This is a genomic window from Campylobacter sp. LR291e (assembly GCF_008633915.1).
Taxonomy (GTDB): Bacteria; Campylobacterota; Campylobacteria; order Campylobacterales; family Campylobacteraceae; genus Campylobacter_D.
Map to the genome: position 1 here is coordinate 66,933 of NZ_VJNV01000035.1, position 25,964 is coordinate 92,896.

Annotated in this window: 27 protein-coding genes; 22 read left to right on the top strand and 5 right to left on the bottom strand. The window is 30.3% G+C overall.

The genetic code is table 11. The features are described from left to right. The first annotated feature begins 1 nt into the window (after position 1). From nuoD to FMM58_RS07885, 12 genes are read left to right on the top strand one after another with little or no spacing between them, the layout of a single operon-like run. The gene (gene nuoD / locus FMM58_RS07830; RefSeq protein WP_150140679.1) at positions 2 to 1,228 is read left to right on the top strand and encodes an NADH dehydrogenase (quinone) subunit D; all 1,227 of its coding nucleotides are present in this window, start codon (positions 2 to 4) and stop codon (positions 1,226 to 1,228) included. After that, the gene (locus FMM58_RS07835; protein WP_150140677.1) at positions 1,225 to 1,452 is read left to right on the top strand and encodes an NADH-ubiquinone oxidoreductase subunit E family protein; all 228 of its coding nucleotides are present in this window, start codon (positions 1,225 to 1,227) and stop codon (positions 1,450 to 1,452) included. Before nuoD ends, FMM58_RS07835 begins: the two co-directional genes overlap by 4 nt. Then, positions 1,449 to 2,141 (top strand): hypothetical protein, encoded by a 693-nt coding sequence (locus tag FMM58_RS07840; protein WP_150140675.1) that lies wholly within the window; start codon positions 1,449 to 1,451, stop codon positions 2,139 to 2,141. Before FMM58_RS07835 ends, FMM58_RS07840 begins: the two co-directional genes overlap by 4 nt. Continuing rightward, positions 2,138 to 4,591, top strand: coding sequence for an NADH-quinone oxidoreductase subunit G (locus FMM58_RS07845; RefSeq protein WP_150180552.1), 2,454 nt, complete (start codon positions 2,138 to 2,140; stop codon positions 4,589 to 4,591). Before FMM58_RS07840 ends, FMM58_RS07845 begins: the two co-directional genes overlap by 4 nt. Continuing rightward, positions 4,584 to 5,582, top strand: a complete 999-nt coding sequence (nuoH, locus tag FMM58_RS07850) for an NADH-quinone oxidoreductase subunit NuoH (protein WP_150140671.1) — start codon at positions 4,584 to 4,586, stop codon at positions 5,580 to 5,582. Before FMM58_RS07845 ends, nuoH begins: the two co-directional genes overlap by 8 nt. A 10-nt stretch (positions 5,583 to 5,592) precedes the next feature. Next, positions 5,593 to 6,198, top strand: a complete 606-nt coding sequence (gene nuoI, locus FMM58_RS07855) for an NADH-quinone oxidoreductase subunit NuoI (RefSeq protein ID WP_150140669.1) — start codon at positions 5,593 to 5,595, stop codon at positions 6,196 to 6,198. Continuing rightward, positions 6,192 to 6,710: an NADH-quinone oxidoreductase subunit J gene (locus tag FMM58_RS07860; RefSeq protein ID WP_150140667.1), complete on the top strand. Its 519-nt coding sequence runs from the start codon at positions 6,192 to 6,194 to the stop codon at positions 6,708 to 6,710. The genes nuoI and FMM58_RS07860 overlap by 7 nt, the downstream gene beginning before the upstream one ends. Further along, positions 6,710 to 7,006, top strand: coding sequence for an NADH-quinone oxidoreductase subunit NuoK (gene nuoK, locus FMM58_RS07865; protein WP_150140665.1), 297 nt, complete (start codon positions 6,710 to 6,712; stop codon positions 7,004 to 7,006). The genes FMM58_RS07860 and nuoK overlap by 1 nt, the downstream gene beginning before the upstream one ends. 1 nt (position 7,007) lies before the next feature. Continuing rightward, positions 7,008 to 8,804, top strand: a complete 1,797-nt coding sequence (gene nuoL / locus FMM58_RS07870) for an NADH-quinone oxidoreductase subunit L (RefSeq protein WP_150180553.1) — start codon at positions 7,008 to 7,010, stop codon at positions 8,802 to 8,804. Next, complete coding sequence (locus FMM58_RS07875) at positions 8,805 to 10,289, top strand: NADH-quinone oxidoreductase subunit M (protein ID WP_150140661.1); 1,485 nt, start codon at positions 8,805 to 8,807, stop codon at positions 10,287 to 10,289. After that, the gene (locus tag FMM58_RS07880) at positions 10,286 to 11,668 is read left to right on the top strand and encodes an NADH-quinone oxidoreductase subunit N (RefSeq protein ID WP_150151138.1); all 1,383 of its coding nucleotides are present in this window, start codon (positions 10,286 to 10,288) and stop codon (positions 11,666 to 11,668) included. Before FMM58_RS07875 ends, FMM58_RS07880 begins: the two co-directional genes overlap by 4 nt. A gap of 19 nt (positions 11,669 to 11,687) precedes the next feature. Further along, positions 11,688 to 14,060, top strand: a complete 2,373-nt coding sequence (locus FMM58_RS07885; RefSeq protein WP_150140657.1) for a tetratricopeptide repeat protein — start codon at positions 11,688 to 11,690, stop codon at positions 14,058 to 14,060. Here FMM58_RS07885 and FMM58_RS07890 read toward each other — a convergent pair. Both FMM58_RS07890 and FMM58_RS07895 read right to left on the bottom strand, forming a co-directional pair. Then, the gene (locus FMM58_RS07890; protein ID WP_150180554.1) at positions 14,057 to 14,770 is read right to left on the bottom strand and encodes an EI24 domain-containing protein; all 714 of its coding nucleotides are present in this window, start codon (positions 14,768 to 14,770) and stop codon (positions 14,057 to 14,059) included. The two genes, FMM58_RS07885 and FMM58_RS07890, sit on opposite strands and share 4 nt — an antisense overlap. Further along, positions 14,767 to 15,447, bottom strand: coding sequence for a dUTP diphosphatase (locus FMM58_RS07895; RefSeq protein ID WP_150140653.1), 681 nt, complete (start codon positions 15,445 to 15,447; stop codon positions 14,767 to 14,769). Before FMM58_RS07895 ends, FMM58_RS07890 begins: the two co-directional genes overlap by 4 nt. 77 nt (positions 15,448 to 15,524) lie before the next feature. On the opposite strand from FMM58_RS07895, the gene surE reads away from it, so the two are divergent. Further along, entirely contained in the window at positions 15,525 to 16,313 is a 789-nt protein-coding gene (gene surE, locus FMM58_RS07900) for a 5'/3'-nucleotidase SurE (protein ID WP_150140814.1), read from the top strand. After that, complete coding sequence (locus FMM58_RS07905) at positions 16,306 to 16,959, top strand: ThiF family adenylyltransferase (protein ID WP_150140652.1); 654 nt, start codon at positions 16,306 to 16,308, stop codon at positions 16,957 to 16,959. Before surE ends, FMM58_RS07905 begins: the two co-directional genes overlap by 8 nt. A gap of 5 nt (positions 16,960 to 16,964) precedes the next feature. Here FMM58_RS07905 and FMM58_RS07910 read toward each other — a convergent pair whose 3' ends face one another. Further along, entirely contained in the window at positions 16,965 to 18,254 is a 1,290-nt protein-coding gene (locus tag FMM58_RS07910; protein ID WP_150140650.1) for an aromatic amino acid transport family protein, read from the bottom strand. Between the two features lie 86 nt (positions 18,255 to 18,340). Then, positions 18,341 to 18,760 (bottom strand): molybdopterin-binding protein, encoded by a 420-nt coding sequence (locus FMM58_RS07915; RefSeq protein WP_150140649.1) that lies wholly within the window; start codon positions 18,758 to 18,760, stop codon positions 18,341 to 18,343. A 217-nt stretch (positions 18,761 to 18,977) separates the two neighbouring features. On the opposite strand from FMM58_RS07915, the gene FMM58_RS07920 reads away from it, so the two are divergent. Both FMM58_RS07920 and FMM58_RS07925 read left to right on the top strand, forming a co-directional pair. Then, positions 18,978 to 19,841, top strand: coding sequence for a cation diffusion facilitator family transporter (locus FMM58_RS07920; RefSeq protein ID WP_190317973.1), 864 nt, complete (start codon positions 18,978 to 18,980; stop codon positions 19,839 to 19,841). A 12-nt stretch (positions 19,842 to 19,853) separates the two neighbouring features. Then, positions 19,854 to 20,864 carry a glycosyltransferase family 9 protein gene (locus FMM58_RS07925; protein ID WP_150180556.1) on the top strand — a complete coding sequence of 337 codons (1,011 nt, stop codon included), beginning with the start codon at positions 19,854 to 19,856 and terminating at the stop codon, positions 20,862 to 20,864. Here FMM58_RS07925 and FMM58_RS07930 read toward each other — a convergent pair. Further along, the gene (locus tag FMM58_RS07930) at positions 20,859 to 21,395 is read right to left on the bottom strand and encodes a gamma carbonic anhydrase family protein (RefSeq protein ID WP_150180557.1); all 537 of its coding nucleotides are present in this window, start codon (positions 21,393 to 21,395) and stop codon (positions 20,859 to 20,861) included. The genes FMM58_RS07925 and FMM58_RS07930 overlap by 6 nt on opposite strands. 90 nt (positions 21,396 to 21,485) lie before the next feature. On the opposite strand from FMM58_RS07930, the gene FMM58_RS07935 reads away from it, so the two are divergent. The 6 genes from FMM58_RS07935 to FMM58_RS07960 all read left to right on the top strand — a co-directional run bounded on the left by FMM58_RS07935 (position 21,486) and on the right by FMM58_RS07960 (position 25,961). Further along, positions 21,486 to 22,121, top strand: a complete 636-nt coding sequence (locus FMM58_RS07935; RefSeq protein WP_150140641.1) for a protein-L-isoaspartate(D-aspartate) O-methyltransferase — start codon at positions 21,486 to 21,488, stop codon at positions 22,119 to 22,121. Between the two features lie 44 nt (positions 22,122 to 22,165). Further along, positions 22,166 to 23,023 (top strand): metal ABC transporter solute-binding protein, Zn/Mn family, encoded by an 858-nt coding sequence (locus FMM58_RS07940; RefSeq protein WP_150140639.1) that lies wholly within the window; start codon positions 22,166 to 22,168, stop codon positions 23,021 to 23,023. Between the two features lie 2 nt (positions 23,024 to 23,025). Beyond that, positions 23,026 to 23,889 (top strand): metal ABC transporter ATP-binding protein, encoded by an 864-nt coding sequence (locus tag FMM58_RS07945; protein ID WP_150180558.1) that lies wholly within the window; start codon positions 23,026 to 23,028, stop codon positions 23,887 to 23,889. Beyond that, positions 23,876 to 24,679 (top strand): metal ABC transporter permease, encoded by an 804-nt coding sequence (locus FMM58_RS07950; protein ID WP_150180559.1) that lies wholly within the window; start codon positions 23,876 to 23,878, stop codon positions 24,677 to 24,679. The genes FMM58_RS07945 and FMM58_RS07950 overlap by 14 nt, the downstream gene beginning before the upstream one ends. Before the next feature lie 133 nt (positions 24,680 to 24,812). Then, positions 24,813 to 25,004 carry a hypothetical protein gene (locus FMM58_RS07955; protein ID WP_150180560.1) on the top strand — a complete coding sequence of 64 codons (192 nt, stop codon included), beginning with the start codon at positions 24,813 to 24,815 and terminating at the stop codon, positions 25,002 to 25,004. 33 nt (positions 25,005 to 25,037) lie between these two features. Continuing rightward, complete coding sequence (locus FMM58_RS07960) at positions 25,038 to 25,961, top strand: hypothetical protein (RefSeq protein WP_150180561.1); 924 nt, start codon at positions 25,038 to 25,040, stop codon at positions 25,959 to 25,961. The last annotated feature ends 3 nt before the right edge of the window (positions 25,962 to 25,964 follow it).

Below are 25,964 nucleotides of genomic sequence, written 5' to 3' on the forward strand. Positions count from 1 at the left end.
AATGCAAATTCCTAGTAAATTAAAACCATATTATGAAAATATAGCCTTTGAACGCGATGATACAAATATGATTATAAATTTAGGTCCTCAACACCCCTCAGCACATGGAAATTTAAAACTTGTTTTAGAACTTGATGGAGAACAGGTTAAAAAAGCCAGACCTTGCATAGGCTATATGCACAGAGGCATGGAAAAAATGGCTGAAAATATGATTTATCAAGAATTTATTCCTACTACTGATAGAATGGATTATATAGCTGCAAGTTCAAATAATTATGCTTATTGTGCCACGGTTGAAAAGCTTTGTGGACTTGAAATTCCAAGGCGTGCAGCTGTTATTAGAATGATACTTTTAGAATTAAATCGCATTGCCTCTCACTTGCTTTGGCTTGCTACACATGCCCTTGATATAGGTGCTATGAGTGTGTTTTTGTACTGTTTTAGGGAAAGAGAATATATACTTGATTTAATAGAAAAATATTGTGGCGCTAGATTAACTCATTCTTCAATGAGAATTGGTGGGGTAATGCTTGATTTACCCGATGGCTTTTTAAAAGAAATGCTTAATTTTTGTAATAAATTTCCAAAAGACATAGCAGATTATGAGGCCTTGCTTGATGATAATAGAATTTGGCGTGCTAGAACTGAAAATATAGGCGTAGTTAGCAAAGAACAGGCGTTAAATTGGGGTTGTACTGGAGTTATGCTTAGAGGAAGTGGCGTAAAATACGATATTAGAAAAGAAGAGCCATATTTACTTTACAATGAGATTGAATTTAGCATTCCTTATGCTACGCAAGGTGATTCTTATGCAAGATACAAGGTTTATATGCAAGAATTTAGGCAGTGTTTAAATATCTTAAAACAATGTGCCTTGCTTTACAAAGATACAGGACCTGAGCTTTTATGCAATCACCCTGAATATGTAAGTGCGTCAAAGGAACAAATTCTAACTCAAAATTATTCTTTAATGCAACATTTTGTTTTAATAACTCAAGGCTTAAAACCACCAAAGGGTGAAGTTTACGTGCCTACTGAAAGTCCCAAGGGCGAGCTTGGCTTTTTTATACACTCTGATGGTAGCAGTCGCCCTTATCGTTTAAAGGCTAGAACCCCTAGTTTTTGGCATTGTGGTTTTTTTGAAGAAATGCTTGTGGGAACTTATTTAGCTGATGTCGTGGCTATTATGGGAAATGTAAATATTGTACTAGGTGAGATTGATAGATGAGACGGGTGGATTTAAGAAAAAGCAAGGATTTTTTTAAGGATTTAGAAAATACCATAAAAAAAGCTAAGATAAACGAGGTCTTGGTAGTTTTGTTTGAAATAGGCGATTTTAGCGTGGTTGAAAAAAGCTTTGCCTTTGTTAGCGAACATGGTTGTGAGCTTTTAAATTCTTTAAAATTTAATCAAGTTGACTGGACTATCACATTAAAAAAGGTTAGTAAATGAATTATGAAAATGTGTTTTGCTGTGTAGATATGTTAAGTCTTAAAAATAAAAATTTATGTGAAAAAATAAGGGGGCGAAATGTCAATATTTCTTGCCTTGATGATAAAAATTTAAAGGCTAAATTTTATAAATGCGAGATTGCAAGTTTAAGCTTTGTTTTAGCCTTGCTTTGTAAATTAAGCGACAGTAAGCATTTTAGTGACTTTGATGAGGGTTTTTTAAGTGCTGAATCTTGCCTTGGAGAAGAAGAGGCCCTTGAACTTTTAGACTTTTTAAAGAATGCAAAAACTATTATCATAGATGAAAATTTAAAATTTCATAAAGATTATGAAAGTATAAAATATTTTTTAAATTTTCTAGCTAATAAATTTAATTGTGAAATTTTAGATTCTAATGAAAACAAACAAGATTTTTCAAAGGCTAAATTTAACGACTTAAAAGAACTTGATAATTATGATGGCTTGGTACTTTTTCGCACAAAATTAAACGATAAATTCTTACATTGTTCTAAGCAGTTTTTACAAATTGCCAAATGCCAAAACCACGCAAAAATCATTATAGAAGCAAAAAATTTAACGCTTGAAAAAGAACTTTTTCTAGATGAAAATTTACAAGGTACAATAGCCTTTTTAGACTTTGAAAATAAAAGCTTTGATTTTATGAAAATTCGTGTAAAGGAAGCAAAATGAAGCTTGTTATAAACGGCATAGAATGTAGCTTTGAAGATGGTGAATATATTTTAAATATAGCAAGACGAAACGATATTTTTATACCTGCAATTTGTTATTTAAGTGGTTGTAGTCCAACTTTAGCCTGTCGTATGTGTATGGTTGAAGCAGATGGAAAAAAAGTGTATTCTTGCAATACAAAAGCAAAAGATGGAATGGTTGTAGAAAGTAATTTAGAAAATTTATGGCAAGAAAGAAACGAGATTATGCAAGCATATTGCATAAATCACCCCTTACAATGTGGAGTTTGTGATAAAAGCGGGGAATGTGAGTTACAAAATTTCACACATAAGGCTAGGGTAAACGTACAAAATCAATGGATACAAGATACGCATAAACCACATAAAAAATGGGGCTTTATAAATTATGACCCAAGCCTTTGTATAGTGTGTGAAAGGTGCATTACAATTTGCAAAGATAATATAGGAGAAAGTGCCCTAAAAACTACATCTCGTGGTGGGGTTGCCCCTGATGCATCCTTTAAAGAAAGCATGGGTAAGGATGCCCTAGCTATTTGGACAAAATTTCAAAAAAGCTTGATTACTCCAAGTGCTGGCGATGTGCTTGATTGTTCATTTTGTGGAGAGTGTACTAGTGTTTGTCCAACGGGTGCTTTGATTGGGGCAAATTTTCAATATACTTCAAACGCATGGGAGTTAAAAAGAATACCTGCGTCTAATCCTCATTCTAGCGATTGTGAATTAATGTATTATGATATTAAACAAAGTGCTATTAATGATAATAATCCTAAAATTTATAGGGTTAGTAATGATTTTTCCTTTGCTACCTTAAATAAGGCTGCAAGATATGGCTTTGATACGCAAAATATTACCTTAAAGGATGAAAAAGCCTTTAAAAATTTAATAAATTTAATTGAAAACAAAGAAATTCAAAGCATTAAATTTAATAGTTTTATCACAAATGAAGAAGCCTTAATCTTGCAAAATTTAAAGCAAAAATTTAACTTAAAGCTTGTAAATGATGAGGCACTAGCTTATCAAAAATTTTTAACTTGCTTTTGTGACAATGCAGGTTTTATTTATAATGGTACAAGTAAGGACATTATAAAAAGTGATTTTATAATAGTAGCTGGCACGCTTTTAAGATATGATGCCCCAACCCTTAGTTATAAGGTAAATAATGCCCTTGTTATGAGTAAGGGGGCTGGTATTTACTTTCACCCACTTGAAGATAGTGGCGTGGCAAAGTATTCTAAGAATTTTTTAAGTTGTATTCATAGAGTGGGCGATGAAGAAAATATTTTATATTTTATACTTCAAAAATTTAGTTCTTATGAAAGCATAAAAGAAAAATTAAATGAATTTTATGAAGAAGTAGACAAAGAAATCGAAGAAGATATTAAAGAAGAGATTGAAGAAGAAGTAAGTAAGCAAAATGAAAATTGCGAAGAGATAAAAGAAATGGTTAAAAAAACTATTACAAAAAAGGTGAAAAAAACTATAAAGGTAAAAAATTCTATCTTTGCTAAAGCTTTAAATTTAGATGAAAATAAGCTTGATGACTTGCTTTTGAAAAAATCAAATTTTACCCTTATTATAGGTAGTGATTTTTATTTTTCTAAAAATGCCTTAAAACTTGCAAAACTAGCAGCCCTAGTACAAAGTACAACGCCTTTTAAGGTATTTTTAAACCCAACGCATACAAATACCTTAGGCGTTAGTTTGATTTGCGATTTAGATGAAAGCACTCAAGGTAAAATTCTAGGTTACAATGAAAAAGGCGATTTTAGCTTTTCTTATGAAGAAGGGGCAAATTTGGCAAGTTCAAGTTTAAACCAACAAGAAGGAAGCTTTGTAAATTACGATAAAAGGCTAGTCCCAACAAATGCAGCCCTTGAATTTAAGGGTTATTTTTTAAATGATTTAGCAAATGCCTTAGGTTTTGATGAAAAATATACCATTGATTATACAAAAAGACTTCCTACAAATAAGGGCTTTTTGCCTATAAATTTTGATGATTTAAGCAATTTTTACGACAATGGTGGAGTAAATCACAGAGGCTATATTTTAAATTTAAAAAACTTTGAAAAAGAGGCAAAATTTGAATTTGAAATGCCAAATTTAGAAAATAAAGAAGATAATACAGATGAAATTTTACTTTATAGTGCAAATCCTAGTTATCAATTTGGTAGATTTTCAAATAGGGCAAGTAGTATAAACGAGACTATATTTTTAGGACTTAGTGAAAGTTTAGCAAATGATTTAGGATTAAAAAACAAAGATTTAGTTAAATTAATAGTTAAAAATCATAGCTTAACGCTAAGTGTTCGCATTGATAAGGATTTAAAAAATGGTGCGTATTTGCCTTATTTTGATGATAAAATCGATACATTAAGCTTTTTTGATGAAAGATTTACAAAGGCAAAAATAATAGGAGTAAATAATGAGTGAATTTGGTTTTTTTGCACTTGAAACTATAATAAAATGTATTATTGTAATAGCTATTTTTGCAACCCTAGCAGGACTTGCAACCTATGCAGAAAGAAAGGTTTTAGGATATTTTCAAAGAAGAATCGGTCCTGATATGGTAGGACCTTTCGGGCTTATCCAACTTGTAGCTGATATGATAAAACTTTTCACAAAAGAAGATATAATCCCAACGAATTCACAAAAAATTATCTTTGCAATAGCCCCATTAATAGCTGCAATTTGTGCCTTTGTATCCTTAGCTGCCATTCCTATGCTACCTGAATTTACGCTTTTTGGACATACTATAAAGCCTATAATTGCTGATATAAATGTAGCTGTTCTTTTTGTAATAGGGACTTCTGGGCTTTGTTTTTACGCTACCTTTTTAGGAGGTATTGCTAGTAATAATAAATGGTCCATAATAGGTGGGGCAAGAGGTCTGGTATCTGTTATTTCTTATGAAAGCGTTAGTGCTCTTGCTTTAATTGCTGTGATTATGCTGGTTGGTTCTTTTTCCTTGGTTGAAATTAGCAATTATCAAAAGGATGGAATTTTATCTTGGTTAATTTTTAAACAACCCCTAGCCTTTATACTTTTTGTTATAGCTATGTTTATAGAAACAAATAGAACTCCTCTTTGTTTAAGTGAAAATGAGGCTGACATAGTTGCAGGTTATGGTACTGAGTATTCTGGTTTAAGATGGGGAATGTTTTTCATAGGAGAATATGCATCCATGATAGCAGGGGCGATTTTAATCACCCTTTTATTTTTAGGAGGATATAACGATTTTTGGTTTATTCCTGGTTGGATTATGATAATACTTAAATCAAGCTTTATTTTCTTTTGGTATTTTTGGGCAAGGGCTGCCTTTCCACAACTTCGCCCCGACCAAGTAATGAAAATGTGTTATTTAATCTTAATACCTTTGGCTGTTTTAAATTTACTTTTCACAGCCTTAGCTATTTTGATATAAGGAAAGTATAATGAAAAATTATTTTATAGTAGATGAAAAAAGGAAAAATCCAAATACAACTTGGCAAAAAATTTCACAATGCTTAATTCGTTGCGTTAAATTAGAATTATTCGTAGGTCTTTATGTAATGATGAGAGAATTACTTAAAAAAGGAAATTCAGCTACCATTAAATACCCACTTGAAATGGTAGAACTTGACAATAGATACAGGGCCGTTCATCGTTTAATGCGTTTTATTGAAAGTGAAAATGAAAGGTGTATAGGTTGTGGGCTTTGTGAGAAAATTTGTATAAGCAATTGCATTAGAATGGAAACTTCATTAGGTAAAGATGGTAGAAAAAAGGTAAATAATTATAGTATAAATTTGGGTCGTTGTATATATTGTGGCTTTTGTGCAGAGGTTTGCCCTGAGTTAGCCATTGTTCATGGTACTGAGATTGAAAATGCGGCCGAGCAAAGATCTTATTATGGTTTTAAGGAAGATTTTTTAACCCCACTTGATAATTTAAAAAACCAAGTTGAATTTCAAGGGGCAGGTAGTTTAAGAAGTGATGCAGATAATTTTGTTAAAAAAACGCCAAATTATTATGATGCGATAAAGGAAAAAGAATGTTAGAAGAATTAAGTTTTTATTTTTTTACCATAATAACCCTAGGCTTTTTCTTAATATCAGTGTTTAGTAAAAATATGCTTTACGCCCTATCTTCTTTAGCTGGTGGCATGGTGTTTTTATCTAGTTTTTATTTTTTACTTGATGCTGAATTTTTAGGAGTAATTCAAATCATTGTTTATAGTGGGGCAGTTTTAGGACTTTACAGCTTTGCTATGATGTTTTTTGATGCTTCAAAAAATTTAAAAGAAAAATTAAGTTCAAAATTTACAATCTCTATTTTAATTATTTTAAGTGCTATCTTGCTACTTGCTATTATACAAGGCTTTAATCCTCAAGGTTTAAATGCAAATTTAACCCTAATTGATGAAAATATCTTTGATTTTAATAAACAGCTTGGCTTAGCTATTTTTTCAAAATACCTTTTAGCCTTTGAATTTATAGCAATCTTGCTTTTAATAGCCCTAGTTTGTGCTATTGTACTAACTCATAAAGAACTTATTAAGGATAAAAAATAATGATAGAAAAATACTTCATACTAGCATTTTTAATGTTTATAATAGGCTTAATAGGCATTTTAAAAAGACAAAATTTAATCATGCTTTTTATATCAAGTGAAATTTTATTAAATAGTGCAAATTTAGCCCTTGTAGCAGGGTCTAAGTTGCATTCTGATTTAAATGGACAAGCCTTTGCTTTGTTTGTCATGGGTGTAGCAGCTTGTGAGGTAGCAATTGGCGTAGCCTTATGCGTACTTTGGTATAGAAAAACTGGTACCTTAGAACTTTCAAGTCTAAAAGAAGTGGAGGCATAAAATGCAAAATTTAGTCTTAATTGCCTTATTTGCACCCTTTATATCTTTTTTATTAGCAGGGACTTTTTCCTTTGCTAAAAAAAGTATTGTGCTTGGCTTTGTATGTTCTTTGTTAATAAGTCTAAGTGCGTTATGTTCTATAATTTTATTATTTATGGGGCAAAATTTTAATATTGAATTTATAGAATGGATAGGACTTATAAATCTTTCTTTTGGTTTTAATATAGATACTATAAGCCTTGTTATGATGAGCGTTGTTGGGGTTGTTGCAAGTTGCGTTCATTTTTATAGTATTTTTTATATGGCAGGTGATGAGAAATTTAATAAATTCTTTTCCTTTTTAGGACTTTTCGTATTTTCAATGCTATTTTTGGTAATGAGTGATAATTTCTTGGGGCTTTTTGTAGGCTGGGAAGGCGTTGGGCTTTGTTCTTGGTTATTAATTGGCTTTTGGTATCAAAACAATACCTATTCTTTTGCTGCAAATGAAGCCTTTATTATGAATAGAATGGCTGATTTAGGTATGTTACTTGGCATTTTTTGGCTTTATTTACAAACTGGAAGTTTAAAATTTAACGAGGTCTTTGCTAATATTTCAAGCTTTGACCACACTTCTTTAATCTTAATTGCAAGTTGCCTTTTTATAGGAGCTATGGGAAAATCAGCCCAATTTCCTTTTCACACTTGGTTAGCCGATGCCATGGCAGGTCCTACCCCTGTTTCTGCATTAATTCACGCTGCTACCATGGTAACTGCAGGAGTTTACTTGGTAATTAGGGCAAGTGCAATTTATGATTTAGTCTTTGAAGTAAGCTATTTTATAGCCATACTTGGTACCTTTGTAGCCTTATTTGCTGCTTCTATGGCACTTGTAGCAAAGGATTTAAAAAGAATTATTGCATATTCTACCCTTTCGCAACTTGGCTATATGTTTGTAGCAGCTGGTCTTGGGGCTTACTCAATAGCACTTTTTCACCTTGCAACTCATGCCTTTTTCAAGGCCCTTTTATTCTTAGGGGCTGGAAATGTTATGCATGCTATAGATAATGAATTAAATATTAAAAAAATGGGTGGACTTTATAAAAGCATGAAAATAACAGCTATTTTTATGTGTTTGGGTTCATTAGCTTTGGCTGGAATTTATCCTTTTGCTGGATTTTTCTCAAAGGATTTAATTATGGACTATGCCTTTATTAGCCACAATCACGGGCTATTTTTAGGGCTTTTAATAGCTACTTTTTTAACTGCCTTTTATAGTTTTAGATTATTAATGCTAGTATTTTTCACACCAGCTCGACATTTTAATCACGCACACGAAGCAAGTAAACTAGCAATTTTAGCAATGTCTCCCTTAATGATTTTAGCTTGTATAATGGGCTTTTTTGAACACCAATTTTTTAACTTTGTAAGTATTGATTTACCTTTTATAGATGCCAAAAATACCTTAGTTATAATACTTGCCCTTAGTGTTACCTTGCTAGGAATTCTTTTTGCAATCCTAGCTTATAGAAATAACTGGTTTAAACCTAGTTTAGAAAAAAGGTGGTTTTATAAAATTTTAGCTAATGATTATTTTATTCCAAAATTATATCATCAATACTTTGTTACTAAATTTTCAAGCTTGTGCGTACTTTTAAAAGACTTTGACATACAAGTAATTGATAACTTTGTCCAAGGCATAGCAAATTCTTTTATGAAAACTTCTCAAAGTTTAATCATGCCAAATAATTTAAATTTAATGCTTAAATTTATAGTTCTTGCCTTTGTGCTTTTACTTTTGATAGTGTGGGGTATTTAAATGCTTAATTATTTAATATTTTTTCCTTTAATCGTAGCCTTTGTTGTACTTTGTTTAAATCGTGGTGGAGTAAAATTTTTTAGCGTTCTTGCTTCTTTAATGATTTTAGGCTTAAACTTAAAAATTTTTTATGATTACTTAGTCTTTGAAAATAGCTTTGAATTTAAACTACCTTTTAAGCTTTTAAATTTTTTCAGCTACCATATAGGCGTTGATAGTATAGCCTTAAGTTTAATGATACTTTGTTCTTTAATGATTTTTTTAGCCTTTATTTTTTTAAAGGTAGAACAAAAATCAATGGTAGCAGCTATTTTCTTTTTAGAATTTGCCATTATGGGACTATTTAGCTCCCTTGATGCCTTGCTTTTTTATATATTCTGGGAATTTTCACTTTTACCACTTATTTTTATAATAGGCGTTTATGGAAAAGAATATATTATAGGCTTGAAATTTTTTATTTATGCCTTTGCAGGTTCGATATTAATGCTTGTTTCTATGGTTTATTTAGCCTATTTAAATTATCAATTATTAGGAATTTGGACCTTTGATATTGAAATTTGGAAAAATAATGTCTCAGCAGCAAGTTTTACCCAGCAATTAATCCTTTTTTGTGCCTTTTTCTTTGCCTTTGCCATTAAAGCCCCACTTTTTCCAGTTCACACCTGGGCTCCAAAGGTTTATGCAAATTCACCTATTTTAGTATCTGTAATGCTAGTAGCCTTTAAAATGTCGCCCTTTGGCTTTTTGCGTTTTTGCTTACCACTTTTTCCCGATGCAAGTGTGTATTTTTTGCCTATGATTGCGTCTTTTTGCATATTAAGCATTTTATACACAGCCTTCATAGCCTTTAAGGCTGATGATTTAAGGGAATTAATCGCTTATAGTTCTATCTCTCACCTTGGCATTATGGTACTTGGAATTTTTTCCTTTAATACCATAGGAATTAGTGGTTCAATTTTTTATATGTTTGCACATGGCATTGTAACCGCAGCCCTATTTTTACTAGCACAAAGCCTTTATGAAAGATACAATACAACAAGCCTTGATAAACTTCACTCACTAGCTCAAAAAGCCCCACTTTTTACACTTTTCTTTGCTATTATGAGTTTTGCAAGTATATCCTTACCTATTACTATAAATTTCGTTGGCGAGTTTTTGGTGCTTTTAGGTATAGCAAAACTACATATAATTTATGGACTTTTTGCTGGATTAATAGTAATCTTAGGTGCCATTTATATGCTTTATGTATTGAGAAAAATTTGTTTTATGCAAGAAAAATCAAGCTTAATAAATTTTAGCTTACACTCAAGAGAAATCATAGCCTTAATCCCTATGGTTTGTCTTGTTTTTTATCTAGGAATTAGCCCAAAAGTACTTTTATACCCTATTGAAAAAGATGTTGATAAAATCTTAGAAGTTATGAATATCAGGGCTGTTGAACAAGATACTATAAATTTTTTACATGCGTTAGGAGCTAGTAAATGAATGAATTATTAAATTTACAAGAATTAAATCTAAGTCTAGCTTACCCTTTTTTATTTTTAATTGCAGTAGCTAGCATACTTTTACTTTGTGCTTGTTTTTATAAATTTCATAGAAGTTTTTATATAAGTGTAAGTGCCTTATCCTTGCTAGTTAGCTTTTTATTAATGCTTTCAAATGTAAATGACCAAGGCTTTGAGGCAAAGGCCTTTTTAGGTACCTTAAATAATGATTTAATAGCCTTTTGTGCAAGTAGCATTATATTAATTTTTTCATTTTTATATATTTTAATGCAAAAAGAAGAAAATCAAGGCGAATTTTATGCCTTATTTTTATTTATGAGTGCTTCTTTTTTATTAATGGTATCAAGTTCAAATTTAGCCTTAATCTTTATAGGCCTTGAAAGTTCTTCTCTTGCACTTTATACCTTAATAGCCATGAGAAGCACAAATAATGCTATAAGTTCAGCCATTAAATATTTTAGTGTTGCAGCCGTTGGTTCTGGCTTTTTTGTAATGGCAGTAGCCCTATTTTATGCAAGAAGTGCTAGTTTAGATTTAGCTGTTTTGTTGCAAAATTCCACAAAGGACGTTTGGCTTTTAGGTGCTGGGGTGTTAATCTTTATCTTATGTGCTATAAAGCTTTCATTAGTACCTTTTCATTTTTGGTTAAGAGATGTGTATTATGCTTCACATGCTAATTTAGTAGCCTTTATTTCAGTTGTTCCAAAAATAGCAATGCTAGCTGTAATCGTTCGTTTGTTTGATTATTTAAAAAATACAGGCTTTGAACTTCCTATATTAATACTAGCTTGTTTTTCTATGCTTATGGGAGCAATCGGGGCAATTTCTCAAAAAGATATTAAAAAAATGTTTGCATATAGTTCTATAGTGCATTCTTCTTTTATAGTAACTGCTATAGTGCCACTGCTTACCCCTGCTAAAAATATACTTGAATTTAGCTTATTGCCAGTTTTTGGGTATTGGACTCTTTTTGGCTTTGCAAATTATGGGGCATTTTTGATTTTAAGCACCTTAAAAGATAGCAATTATAGTTCTTTAAATGGACTTTTAGCAAAAAAACCATTAACCGGCTTTTGCCTTGGAACTTGTGCACTTTCTTTAGCTGGAATTCCTCCATTTGGCGTATTTTGGGGTAAATTTATGGTTTTAGTTGCTACTATTACCAGTGGTTATTGGTTTGTAGCAATTATAATAGCATTAAGTTCAGTTATTATCTTATATGCTTATCTTAAATTAATCATTCACGCCTTATTTATCAAAGGAGAAACAAGCCCTATGCAAAAACTAGATTTAAAGCAAAATTTGATTTTAAGTCTTTGCGTTTGTGCTGGAATTTTTGCTGTTATTTCTATGTTGTAAGTTTATGATATAATAACATATGAGAATTTTATTATTATGCTTAATCAGCCTTTCTTGGCTATGCAGCTTTGAACTTATTTTAAATACTGGACGCGAAAATAATCAAGCCTTTGCCGTGTTACATGCAAAAAATGACCAAGAATTTACTTGTAAATCTATCATTATTGATGCAAAAATGCATTTTGAGTGCGAAATTCCAGGCTCACTTGATAATGAATTAAAAGATAAAAGTTTTGATAACTTTGATTTAAAATTTATAAAAGAAGAACAAAAAATAAGATTAATTATTTACCCAAAAATTCCAGCCCGACTTTTTGAATTATCTCAAAATATTTATTTAGATAAAGAACTTAGTCTTTCTACTACACATAAATCAAAAGGCTTTACTTTTTTATTTTCAAAGGATATTATAAAGGCAAAAGAAGTTGATGGCTTAAATTTTAGTATAGATTTTCCTCACCAAAGCATGCCTTATGTTGGTGCACTTGATTTAAACTCAGATCCCGTAGTAATCCCACAAAGTGCTGATATAAACACCTTTTTACGCATTAAAGAAGAATATGATAAGGGAAATTATGCCCAAGTTGCAACTGATAGTGCTAATGCTATTATTCGTTATGTAAATAGTATTTTTATGAGTGAGTTTATACTTTATAAGCTTAGGGCACAAGATAAAATTTATAATAACAATATAGAAATGCGTGACCAACAAGTTTTAGAAAGCATGATAAATGATGCTAAAAACTGGACTAGGACCTATACAAGCGATAGGCATTTTCCTGAAATTTTGCATATCATGTTAAAAACTTATATGTCCTTAGCCCAAAGGGCTGATGTTGATTATACCATGTCTATTTTAGAAAATGAACAAAGCGATAGTTATTTTACCGAACTTTCAAGGCTTGAATTTGCTGATTATATTTATAATTTAGGTGAAAAACCAAAGGCCATGCAAATTTATGAAGATATTTATTATAATACTGCAAATTTACACCTTGCAGCAAAGGCTGCTATGTCTTTGGCTAGGGATTTACTAGCTAATAACAATACTCAAGGTGCACTTACTTATATAAACACTATTTTTAGAGCAAACCCTAATTATTTTGGAGAAGATATAACAAGGTCCTTAGAACTTGCAAGAATTTTATATCAACAAAAGCTTTACGATGAAAGTGCTGTGATTTATGAAAGTGTCTTTAAAAAAATGCCTAGGATTGATGAAAATTACGAACATACCTTAAAAGACTTAGCCCTAGCCCTAAGCCACACTTCAAGAGGGGTTGATGCTAAAAAATATATTGATTTATATTTAAATGAATTTGTAGACGGGGCGTTTTTAGGTGAAATTCATAAGGCAAATGATGAAGTATTTTTAAGCCTTAAAGATAATAACGCAAGTTATTTACACCAACGTTATCAAGCCCTAATAAAACAATATCAAACAGAAGATGAAAACATAGCTAAACAAGCACTTGATGAGGATATGAAGCTTTATTATGACGAGGGTAATTTTAATGCTATTTTAGACTATAAAGACCAGATTGAACAAGCAGGGCTTAATGATTCTGCTAAGCTTTTAGAAGAAGCTGCTATAAATGCTTTAAATAATGACTTAAAAGATGATGAGTGTTTAAAAGCTGTGGCTGTTTTTGATGATTTTGCAAGTTATAATATAGGGCAAAAAATCAATGATAAAAAGAAAATGTTTGAATGCTTAGAAAGGACTTCTAAGATAAACGAGGCTTTAAAGTATGCTGATACAAATTTGAACGATGACCTTATTTATTATGGGCTTAAAAAGGCTTATATTTTGTATGATAATAAAGATTATAAATCTAGCATTAAAATAGGACAAGACATAGCAAGTTCAAGGCTTTTAAAGAGTGAAGAAGAAAATTTTAAGGCCTATTATATACAATTTGTTTCGCTTTTAAAGATGAATGAGTATAACGAGGCTATAAAAATTTTACGCATTTTAGAAAGCTATCCTATGAATTTTAATATGGTTGAAGCCTATGATTCTTTGCTTAGCTTTGCAAAGGATAATAATATGCAAACTACTATTTTAACCTATGCCCCAAAGGCTATTGATTACCAAAATTTAAGAGGCATAAATTTATTTAGTCCTACTTTAGAATTCTTATATCTTGAAGCCTTAAAAGAAAGTTCGCAAAACGAATTAGCTCTTGAGGTCTTAAAGGATTTATTAAAATTAAAATTATCACCAGAAGATAGGGCCAGGGCATTATATACTCAAAGTCTAGCTTATGAAGCCTTAGGCAATATAAACGGGCTTAATGAAAGCCTTAAACAATGTATGGAAGTAAATGCTACTTCAAATTGGCAAAGTTTGTGCATTGATAAAAATCAGCTTTTAAGTCAGCAAAATTAAGCTTTTAATTTTAATATTCTTTGATAAAAAAGATGAGTTAGAAAGATTACAAAAAATACTTGAAAGATAAGCCCACATACTGGTATGCAAGCAATTATATAAAAAATTAAGGTAGCAAATTTAAACTCAATAGGACTAGTTTTAGCATAGAAATTTTCAAAATTATCTTTATCTAAAACACAACTTGCAACATCAAGCATTAAAAGCTTATGAAAAAGATAGTAAAACACCACATTATAAATAAATAAATTCACAAAGGGAAAAAATAGCAAAAAACTAGCCACACCAAATAAAAAGATAAATTTAACAAAAATCCAAATAATTTTAAGGATAATTTTGAAAAAATTTACAGAATTTATTTGCTTATAATGATAGTGTTTTTTATTAATACTAGCAACTATAAAGGGCGTTAAAAAAGATACTATAAACATAGAAAAAAATACAGATACAATAATTACTACAAAAGATGATAGTAAAAAGCTAAATATCACTATTAAAACATGTACAAAGGCAAGGCTATAAAGCCAAGCAAAAAAACTACCTTCTTCTAAACCACTAAAAAATTCATCAAAATAATCAAACAAACTTGAAAAGCCAAAATAACAAAGCAAGATAAATAAAACAAAGCTAAAAAATAAGGGTAAAAGCGAGAATTTTAAAAATTGTTTGCTTAAAGAATCGCTTATTGAAAGTTTTAAAATTTCACTCATAATTTTTTATAAATTTCTTCTAGCTGTTTATAAATTTCATCGTATTCTAATTCTTGATTTAAAATTTCACTTAAAACCTCGTTATCTTCTTTACCATTCCAGTTTTTAATATATTTATTTTCTTTGTAGCCATGGTTTTGACGAAAGGCATTTAAGACATTTTTGCCTATATAAATTTTATATAGACTATACAAATTTAAACCACATTTTATAGCTAGGGTAAAGTATGCTGATAAAAGTTCTTCTAAATCAAAACCAAAGCCACTACACTTATGAATGATTAGTTCTATATCATTTAAAATCGCATAAACATTGCTTTCATTAGGATTATTTTCTTCCTTGCAAAAATCCATAAAAGGACGCAGGGTTGAAATTTGCATGGCTAAAAAATCAAAATTTTTATCCTTACTTTCTTCTAAAATCAAACTCATTATAAAATGCCAAATATCCACTATCTCAATACGTACATTTTCCCAATTAACAGGGGCGTTTATATTTTTCCAATGCTTCCACGCAAAAGAGTCGATTAACTCGGCACATTCCATATAAACGCACCTTCTAAAACTAATAAGCTTACCTTCTTTTGTATAGCCATTTTCCCAACCTATCCCATTTGTTTCATCGTTTAATTTTTGTTGAAGTTTTAACATGCTTACTAGAATTTGCGTATTTTGCACTTTTTATCCTTTTTAACTTTTAAAAGACTTATTATAACTAATTTTTTGTATAATTTTAATAAAGGAATAATATGAAAATCAAAGAAATACTTATTACAAACGATGATGGCTATGAAAGCATAGGTCTTAAAAAGCTTGTTAAAATGCTTAAAAAGGAATTTAAGGCAAAAACCACCATTGTCGCCCCTGCTAGTGAAAAATCAGCTTGTTCTCATTCTATAACCCTTACAAAACCTTTAAAATTTATCAAGGTTGCAAAACGTTTTTATAAGCTTGATGATGGAACCCCTGCTGATTGTATTTATCTAGCCTTACATGCCTTATATAAAACGCGTTTGCCCGATTTAATCATAAGTGGTATTAATAAGGGGGCAAATATAGGAGAGGATATTACTTATTCTGGTACTTGTGCTGGTGCTATGGAGGGCGTTTTGCAAGGAATTCCAAGCATAGCCTTATCGCAATTTTATAAAAAAAATGAAAATATAGAAAAACTAAATTTTGACAATGCCTTAAAGATTACAAAATATTTAATAAAAAAGATTGAAAAAAGTGGTTTTCCATTAGGTGAGAAGGAATTTTTAAATGTAAATTTCCCCTCACCAAAGACAGAATTTAAGGGCATGAAAGTATGCAAGGTAGCAAAAAGGGTTTATAATTATAAGGCAAGTTCTAATATTAATCCTAGAGGGGTTGAGTATTTTTGGCTTTGTGTTGCTGATTTTGATTTTGAACCGGATAAGAATTGTGATTTAGCACTTTTAAAAAAGGGTTATGCTACTATAACACCTATTATGCTTGATTTAACAGCTTATCAAAGACTAAAAGAAGTTAGTTTATGGTTAAAAGGAGATAAAAATGTATGATAGATATACGCGTATAAAATGGCTTATAGGTGAGAGTAATTTTGAAAAATTAAATAATATAAGGGTGCTAGTTTGTGGACTTGGTGGCGTTGGTGGCATGTGCGTTGATTCTTTGTTTAGAAGCGGGGTAAATAATATTTTTGTAATTGATAGTGATAGCTTTGAAATAACCAATCAAAATCGCCAAATTCATAGCGAATATTTAGGAGAAACCAAAGTAGACGTTTTTATTAAAAAATATAATATAAAGGGCTTAAATGCTAAGATTAATACTGAATTTTTAGCAAATTTTAATCTAAATGATTTTGACTTAATCATAGATGCCATTGATGATATACCTGCTAAGATTGCTTTAGTAAATAGCGTTGATTTTTCAAAGCAAATTTTTATTTCTTCAACTGGAGGGGCTAGAAAGATTGACCCAACTCGCGTAAAAATAGCTAGTATCTTTAAAACTCATGGCGATGCCTTAGCTAAAAAATTTCGTTATGAACTTAGAAAAAGTGGCTTTATAGGCGATTTTGACGTAGTTTTTTCAGATGAAGAACCACTTTGCAAGGATTTAGGTTCTTTCATGGGAGTAACTGCAACCTTTGGTTTAACACTTTCTAGCTTAGGACTTAAAAAAATTCTATTAAAATTTTAAATTCACTAAAAAACATAAATAACCGTTACAATGGTTAAAATTCCCATTATGAAAACAAAGCCATCAAGGGCTTTGTTTTGGAATTTTTTAAGTTTTGAAACAGAATATATAGCAATTATAGGCATTAAAAATAAAATCGCTGCAATGATTGGACCACCTAAATTTTCTATAAAGCCTAAAACACTAGGATTATAATAGCCAACCAAAAGCATAATCACATACATTAAGCTAGTACAACTTATAGAAATAAATTTTAAATTTGGATTTTTACCACTAAGTTTTACGCATTTTCTAACAATTCCATAAGCCCCTTCTCTAGCCCCAAAATAATGACCAAAAAAAGAACTTGAAATAGCTAAAAAGGCTACTAAGGGACCTCCATAGGAAATAAAGGCATTATCGAGCTTATTTGCAAAATATGATAAAACAGGGATATTTTGGACCCTTGCCATTTGAAGTTCTTGTGGACTTAATGATAAAACAGATGAAAATACAAAAAACATTACAAAAACTAAAAGCATAGCAGAGGTATTAAAAAGAATTTGACTTGATTTTTTATCATAATCATCGTATTTTCTTTTAACGCTTAAAGAAAAGGTTGAAATAGCAGGAGAGTGATTAAAGGCAAAAACAAGCACGGGCAGAGTTAGCCATACTACTATAATAAAATCTTTAAAATTTGGCACATTTACTAGACTTGATAAATTCCATTGTGGTATTAAATACAAAGAAAAAACAAATAAAACAAAGCATAAAGGATAAACAAGCCATTCACAAACCTTTGTGATAAATTCTTCGCTAAAAAGCATGATAAGCATAAAAATACTTACCAAAATAAATACTAGCAAAGCCCTATAAAAAGGAAGCAGTACCATTCCTTTATCGGTGCTAATATAAGCTTGATTTATGAAATTTGCAAAATTTGTATCTAAGAGTGGTAGTAATTGATGATAAATAAAGCTTTCAAAGGTATTTGTAATACCCACACAATATGCCAAACATATAGGAAAAATAGCAAAAAAATACAAGATAGAAATAAAAATACTAGTCTTAAAACCAAAATACTCCTCGGCTGCGTGAGTTATATCTTTTTCGCTCCCATTTGCTTGTGCTACAAAGCGAGATAATGCCCTATGGCTTAAAAATACAAGAGGAAAGATAAGAAAACACATTACAACAACTGGCCAAAAACCTCCCCCACCAGCTCTAATAGGTAAATATAAAATTCCAGCCCCAACAGCAGTACCAAACAAAGAAAGCACCCAACGAGTATCAAAAGAAGTCCATTTATTCATTAATAAAACCTTGTTTTTAAATAATAGAAGCAAAAATTGTAACGATTTAAAATTAATTTATAAGCTACAAAATTGTAGCTTATAAATTATTTATCAACGCCTACTATGACATTGTTTGCTTTAATTAGGCAACTTACCTTATCGCCTTGTTTTAAAGCAAGATCTTGCAAAGATTGCATGGTAATAATAGCTACTATTGTATAGTCCCCACATTTCACATCAATTTCAGCATTTACAGCACCTTCGCGAACTTCGCTAATGATACCTGTTAGCTCATTTGCCGCACTTGTTTTAATGTTAAATTCTTCCTTAGCAAGAATTACGCTACTTGCCTTAAAGATAAAATAAATAGCCTTATCCTTTGAAAGTTTTAATCTCTTAGCACTCTCACTTGTAATAATAGCCCTAAGCTTGTTTTCACCAAGACTTGCACTAACTTGCGTTAAAACAGAATCAGATTTTAGCTTTTTAACATTTACCTTTAAAATATTCCTAGAACTTAGCATATTCCCTCCTTCTTTATTTATAAAATAAACTATGATTCATTTTAAAGAAAAATGACTTAATTTTAACTAAATTTTAGTATAATACCTTAATTTTGATTTTAAAGGATACATTCTGTTTAGCCGAAATTATGGTAAAAAAATTCGTAAAAAAATTTTAAGCCTACAACAAGATAAGAGTGCAAAATCCTTAAAAGAACAATTCGTACTTAAAATTTCTATGTATTTTGCCTTAATTTTAGCTATATTTGGCGTTTTATTTGGAGTTTTTGCAAATAGTTCAGCCATTATTTTTGATGGCTTTGTCTGCCTTGTAAGCGTAGCTTTGGGCTTTTTAAGTGTGTTAACCTCTCGTTTTATTTATAAAGAGGACGATGACGTGTTTCAATATGGCTATGTTCGCTTTGAACCCCTTGTTAATCTTTTTAAAAGCCTTGTTTTATTGATAGTTTGCATATATGCCTTTATAAGTGGAATTTCAAGCATTATACAAGGAGGCTATACCTTAGACCTTGGAAAAAGCGTTATTTATACAATTTGTGCCTTTATGGTATGTTTTATAATTTATATTTATATACGTTTTTATTCTAAAATTTTAGACTCAGAATTAATAGGCGTAGATAAGGCAGAATGGCTTATAGATTGTGTTTTATATATGGGTGGAATTTTAGCCTTTGGAGCTGTTTATATAATGGATCCCTTGCAAGAATTAGCACTTAGTAAATTTATAGACCCTGCTCTTTTAGTTATACTTTCTTTGATATTATCCTTTACTCCTATGCGAATTTGTATCTCAAATTTAAAGGATTTAATGATGATAGCCCCACCCTTGCTTGATGAGAAGATTACACAGGTAATGGAGGCTTTAAGCAATGAGTATGAATTTGAAGATTATGATACGCATGTAGCAAAAAGTGGGCGATTTTTTATGATAGAAGTAAATATTTTAAGTTCAAACGCAAGTAAGAAAATTTCAGGTGGCGAACTTGATAAAATAAGGGATAAAATTTTATCCCAGCTTGAAATTCCAAGTTATAGAATTTGGCTTTTAGTAAGTTTAACAGCTGATAAAAAATGGCTTTAAGAAAGAAGTAAGATGAAAAAAGAAGATATTAAAAGTATAGTTATGTGTGCTTATGGCTTTGGTGATTCTATGATATATATGAAAGCCTTATATGCTATTAAAAAACTTTACCCTAATGCAAAATTAAGCTTATTGTATAGGACTAATTTTAAGGATATAAAATTAGATTTTGTAGATGAGATTGTAAGTTATAAGGGGATAGAAAGTGATAAAGAAGGCGATTTTTATGAAAAATTAAAAGAGCTAAATTGTGATATTTTAATTATTCCTAGAAGAAGTACCACATTGCATAAAACCTTAGATAAGATAGCTAAAAGTTTAAATATTAAAAAAATTATAAGCTTTACAAATCTTTATAATATTTTCAATAAAAATTTCAAAACCCCCTTTCCAAGCATTATAAGAAATAAGCATTTAAGCGAATTTATTTTAAGCTTAGTAAGGCAGATTGATAAAAAGCACTTTGATGAAAATATTAAAAATATTGACTTTTCACAGGTTAAAGAACATATATATAAGGATTTTAGCATAGTTGATAGCTTTTTAAATAGTATTAAATACGATAAAATCATAGGCATTAATTGCTTTTCTTATCATAGCCAAAATGAAGGAGTTAATTTTTTTATAAGGGATTGGATAAGATTAGCCCAAAATGTAGCCTCTACTCATAAAAATTTTCTTGTTATTTTAATGCATGCAAAATTTGAAAGTATAAATTTTAATATAGATGAAAGTGAAAATTTAAGGGTATTTACAAACGATGAGTCTTTTGCTAGTTTAGTTGCAATCTCAAGCAAGTTAGATTATTTTATAAGCATTGATACAGGTAATGTTCATTTATGTGATATCTTACAAATTCCGAGCTTTATTTTAATAAGACCAAAGGCTACCAGGCATTTTTTAGGGGGAAGTTATAATGGAATTTTTGATAAAATGGTAGTAAAGCCTGGCTTTCAAAAACATTATAAAAAAACCTTTAGTGCATTTGCAAAAAAGGTTGAAGAAAAATTAAGCACCTTATAAAAAATCATTCTTAAAACTCACATAGTTTTTAGCTGATTCTTTTAAAAATTCCACTTCTTCTTCTTTTAAGGTGCGAACTAATTTAGCAGGATTGCCAAGTATTAAAGAACGAGGTGGAAATTTCTTTCCCTTTGTCACAACAGCCCCAGCCCCAACTATGCTATCATCATCAATCAAAGCATCATCCATAACAACTGAATTCATACCAACCAAAACGCGATTTTTAATCACACAAGCATGGATTACGCAATTATGCCCTATGGTTACGTCATCGCCTATTATAGTAGGAAAGCCATTACCTTTTATACTACCATCTTCGTTAAATTCCTTATGCCAGACATGGATAGTGCTTAAATCTTGTATATTTGTCCTTTTGCCGATTTTAATGAAATTTACATCCCCTCTTAAAACGCAGTTAAACCAAACACTACTATCATCACCAATGCTTACATTACCAATAACCTTAGCACCCTTTGCTATAAAAACATTTTTGCCAATTTTAGGCTTAATTTTTTTAAATTTAATCAACATATACTCTCCTTTTCAAGGCTAGTATAGCAAAATAAGATTAAAAATTTAATTTTTTTAGTTACAATTAGGCTTTTTAAAGGAGAATTAATAATGGATGCTTTTGAATATAAACGTTGTAAAAATATGGCAGAAGAAATTTCACAACAAATTTTTATAAACGAAACCCTTTTTAACGCCTTTTGCGAGGTACCTCGTGAAATTTTTTCTCCTCTTAAAACACATGCTTATAGACTTGATGCTATGCCACTAGCAAATTCGCAGTGGATTAGCTCGCCCTTAACGGTTGCAAAAATGACTATGGCATTAGAATTTAAAGATGCCGATAGCGTGCTAGAAATAGGCTGTGGAAGTGGCTATCAAGCAGCCATTTTAAGCAAGGTTATAAGACGAGTTTTCAGCATTGAAAGGATAGAAAAACTTGCAAAAACAGCAGCACAAACCTTTAGGGATTTAGGCTATAGCAACATAAATGTACGCTTTGATGATGGACAAAATGGTTGGAAAAATTATGCCCCTTATGATAGAATTTTATTTTCAGCTTATACAAAACAAATACCTGAAATTTTACTTGATCAATTAAGCGATAGAGGAATTTTAGTAGCCCCAATCTTGCACGATAACAGACAATTTATAACTCGCCTAACAAAAAATGGTACCTCTTTACAAAGAGAAATTTTAGAAGAATGCTTATTTGTGCCCGTGCTTGATGGCAAGGAAAGTTTTTAATTTATTATGTTATAATCTTTGCTATTTTTTTACAAGGAATGACCATGAAAAAACTTCTCTTTTTACTACTTTCTTTTCTTTTTGTATACGCAAAACCTACCATTAGCGTAAGCATTGAACCACAAGCCTTTTTAGTGCAAAAAATCGCCAAAGATAGTGTAAATATCAATGTGATAATCCCTAAAAATATAGACGAACACAGCTTTGAATTTAAACCAAGCAATATTAAAACCCTAGAACAAAGCGATATTTATTTTACTATAGACTTAGAATTTGAAAGAGTATTTTTAGATAAATTTAAGGATAATTTTAAAAATTTACTTATAGTTGATATGCAAGAAAATATCTCTTTAATGTCAAGCAAACACGAGAGACATGAGCATAAAGCACATAGCGACCATAAAGACCACGAAAATTTAGATATTCATACCTGGCTTGACCCTATTTTACTTAAAATTCAAGCTACAAATATAAGCAAGGCACTAAGCAATAAATATCCACAAAATGCTAAAATGTATGAAGAAAATTTAAACAGCCTTGTAAAAGAACTTGATGAGTTAAATTCTAAGATAAAAACACTTTTAACAGGCATTAAATCAAATAAATTTATAGTTTATCATCCAAGTTGGGGCTATTTTGCAAAAAGATATAATTTAGAACAAATTCCTGTTGAAATAGAGGGTAAAGAACCAAAACCAAGGGATTTACAAAGATTAATCAATATAGCAAAAAATGAAAATATAAAGATTATTTTTATGCAACCTGGCTTTTCACAAAATGCAGCACAAAATATAGCTAAAGAATGTGGCGCGAAAATTCTTTATATTAATCATTTATCTTATGATTTAGAAAAGGAGCTTTTAAGTTTAGCAACACATTTAGCTAATAGCTTGAAAGAATAAAAGTGTTATTTTTTGAACTTTCAAATTTAAGTTATGCTTATGATAATGAAGAAATTTTAAAAAATGTAAATTTAAGCTATGATAGCAAAGATTTTATGGCTATCATAGGACCAAACGGGGCAGGTAAATCAACGCTTTTAAAGCTTATTCTTGGTTTACTTGATGATAAAAAAAGTATTAAATTTAATAAGCTTAAAAGAAGTGAGATAGGATATGTACCTCAACATACTATAGCTAATGAAAATTTCCCTGCTCGTGTTATTGATATAGTTTTAATGGGGCTTTTAGGGAAAAAAATTTTTGGCTTTTATACTAAAAAAGATAAAGAAAAGGCTAAAGATGTCCTTAAAAAAGTAAATTTAGAAAATTTTTGGGATAAAAGAATAAACACCTTAAGTGGAGGTCAAAAACAAAGGGTTTTTATAGCAAGGGCCTTGGTTGATGAGTGCAAGATGCTTATTTTAGACGAACCTACTGCTAGCGTAGATAGCAAATCAGCCTTGCAAATTTTTGAACTATTAAACGACTTACACACAAAAGGAATAGGCATTTTAATAGTATGCCATGATATAAATTTTGTCCTTGCCTATAGCGATAAGGTAGCTTATTTAAACAAAGAATTATTTTTGCATTCTAATACAAAGGCAAGTGATAAAAATGTATTTTTAAAGCATTTGTATGAAAATCACTCACATTTTTGCGATGTTGAGATGAGTTTACATAATTGTCTATGCGATGATTTAGGCTGTAAGGATAAAAAAATTTGCGAAAAGGAATTTCAAAAAAGAACTATTTTAAAAAGTAAAATTTTTAAACCTATAGTTACAAATTTACACAATTTTAGAGAACAAAATGGAAATTCTTAGCTTTACCTTTTTTCAAAATGCAATAATTGCTGCTATTTTAGTCAGTGTAGCCTGTGGCATTATGGGCGTTTTGATTATGATTAATCGCCTTTTTTCAATGGCTGGAGGTATAACGCATGGAAGTTTTGGAGGCATTGGCATAGCCCTTTATTTTTCCTTGCCATTAATGCTAAGCGTTAGTGCTTTTACCCTTTTTTTAGCCTTTATACTAGCCTTTTTGTCCCTTCGTTTTGAAAATAGAAGCGATAGTTTTATAGCTGTTATTTGGGCGTTTGGAATGGCTATTGGAATTTTGCTGATTGATTTAAGCCCTGGTTATAATGCTGATTTAATGGCTTATTTATTTGGCAATATCTTAGCCGTTTCAAGTGCTGATTTATGGCTAATGTTTGGGGTTGATAGCTTAATTATCCTATGTTTAGTATGCTTTTTTAGACAATTTGAAGCCCTTAGCTTTGATAGGGAATTTGCAAGTTTAAAAGGAGTAAAGACAACTTTTTTTTATTATCTATTAATTGCTATGCTTTCTTTTTGTATAGTAATTTGTATAAGATTAGTTGGCATTGTACTAGTAATAGCACTGCTTAGTATTCCAAGCTTTATAGCTGAAAATCTTGCAAAAAAACTAGGCTTAGTGATGATTTTAGCCTCTTTTCTTAGTGCTATTTTTTGCATTTTAGGCTTATTTTTAAGCTATTATTTAAATTTAGCAAGTGGGGCAAGCATTATAATAATTGCTTGTATTGGCTTTTTTATCAATATAATATTTAAATTTTTCAAAGAAAATTAAGGAGATTTAATGAAAGAAAATGTATTACTATTTGGAGATTGTTATCTTATGGCTAAAAATAGCTTTTTTGACGGCTTTCAAGGTGAACTAACGAGGAGGGGTTGAGTGTATAAACGAAAGCCTTGAAGGAGCAATGGCTTTATACAAACTCATAAAAAATAAAGAAAATATCAAAAATACAAAACTTATAATAGTTGCTAGTAATATAAATGATATATCTCATCATATCAACCTTTACGAACAATTATCCTTAGAAAAGATAAACAGTTATTTGTACTGGCTTTATGAAAGCTTGTATCTTACGCAACAAAAGGTTGTTGTTTAAATCTATCCTTGTGACAAATATAAAAATGCGAATGTGATAGCAAATTTACATAGATTTTATGCCTTGAAATTTGGCTTTAATGTGCTTGATCTGCAAAGGTATTATCAAAAATTTGATTTAAGCAAATTGTGTAATATGCTAGATACTTGGCACCACTTTAACACTATTTCAAGAAATATTGGAAAGCAAGTAGCCTTAAATATAGATAATTTTTACGCACCAAAGCCCTTAAAAGAAAATTTAAAAAATTCTAAATTTATCATAGTTAAGCCAAATGAAATGAACTTAATAAAAGGGAGTTTAGAAGAACTTCATAAAAGTAATTCTATCTTTAATGAGATAACCTTTAGGATAGATAAAAATACCCTATTAAAATTTAATGAAAAATACAAGGGCTATAAACTTATAGGCATTCGTACTTGGAATGATGCAACGAAGTGGCAAGAAGAATTTGAACCAAAAATAAATCCTACAAAGTGCTTTTCTAGTATATTATTTAAAAATAAAACAAAAAATTTTAGCAAAGAATTTAAATTTAATAACGCCTTTATCAATGTTTGCAATGAATTTATTATAGATGATGAAAACTTTGTGAGTTTAAATGAGAGTGATGAATTTAGCGAGTATGCTCATAATTGTCATAGCTGGGATAAAAACTCAAAAAGGCTGAGTGTTTGTGATATAGTAGTCTTTTTGCTGGTAAAAGATGAAAAGAAAGCCCCTGAAATTGATTTTGAAAAGTTAAATGATTATAATATTTTAATAGATGAAAAATATAATTTTAATCATATCTTGCCTGATATTAAGGCATATTCTGATTTAATAAACGAGTACGAACAAAGAATAGTACCACGATTTACAAGGCCTTTAAACATAAAAATCGATACTTTAAACAAAGAAATTTTAGCTACAACTAGGGTTAAAAATCATCTTGCTTATAAGATGGCAAAAGCTTAGCTA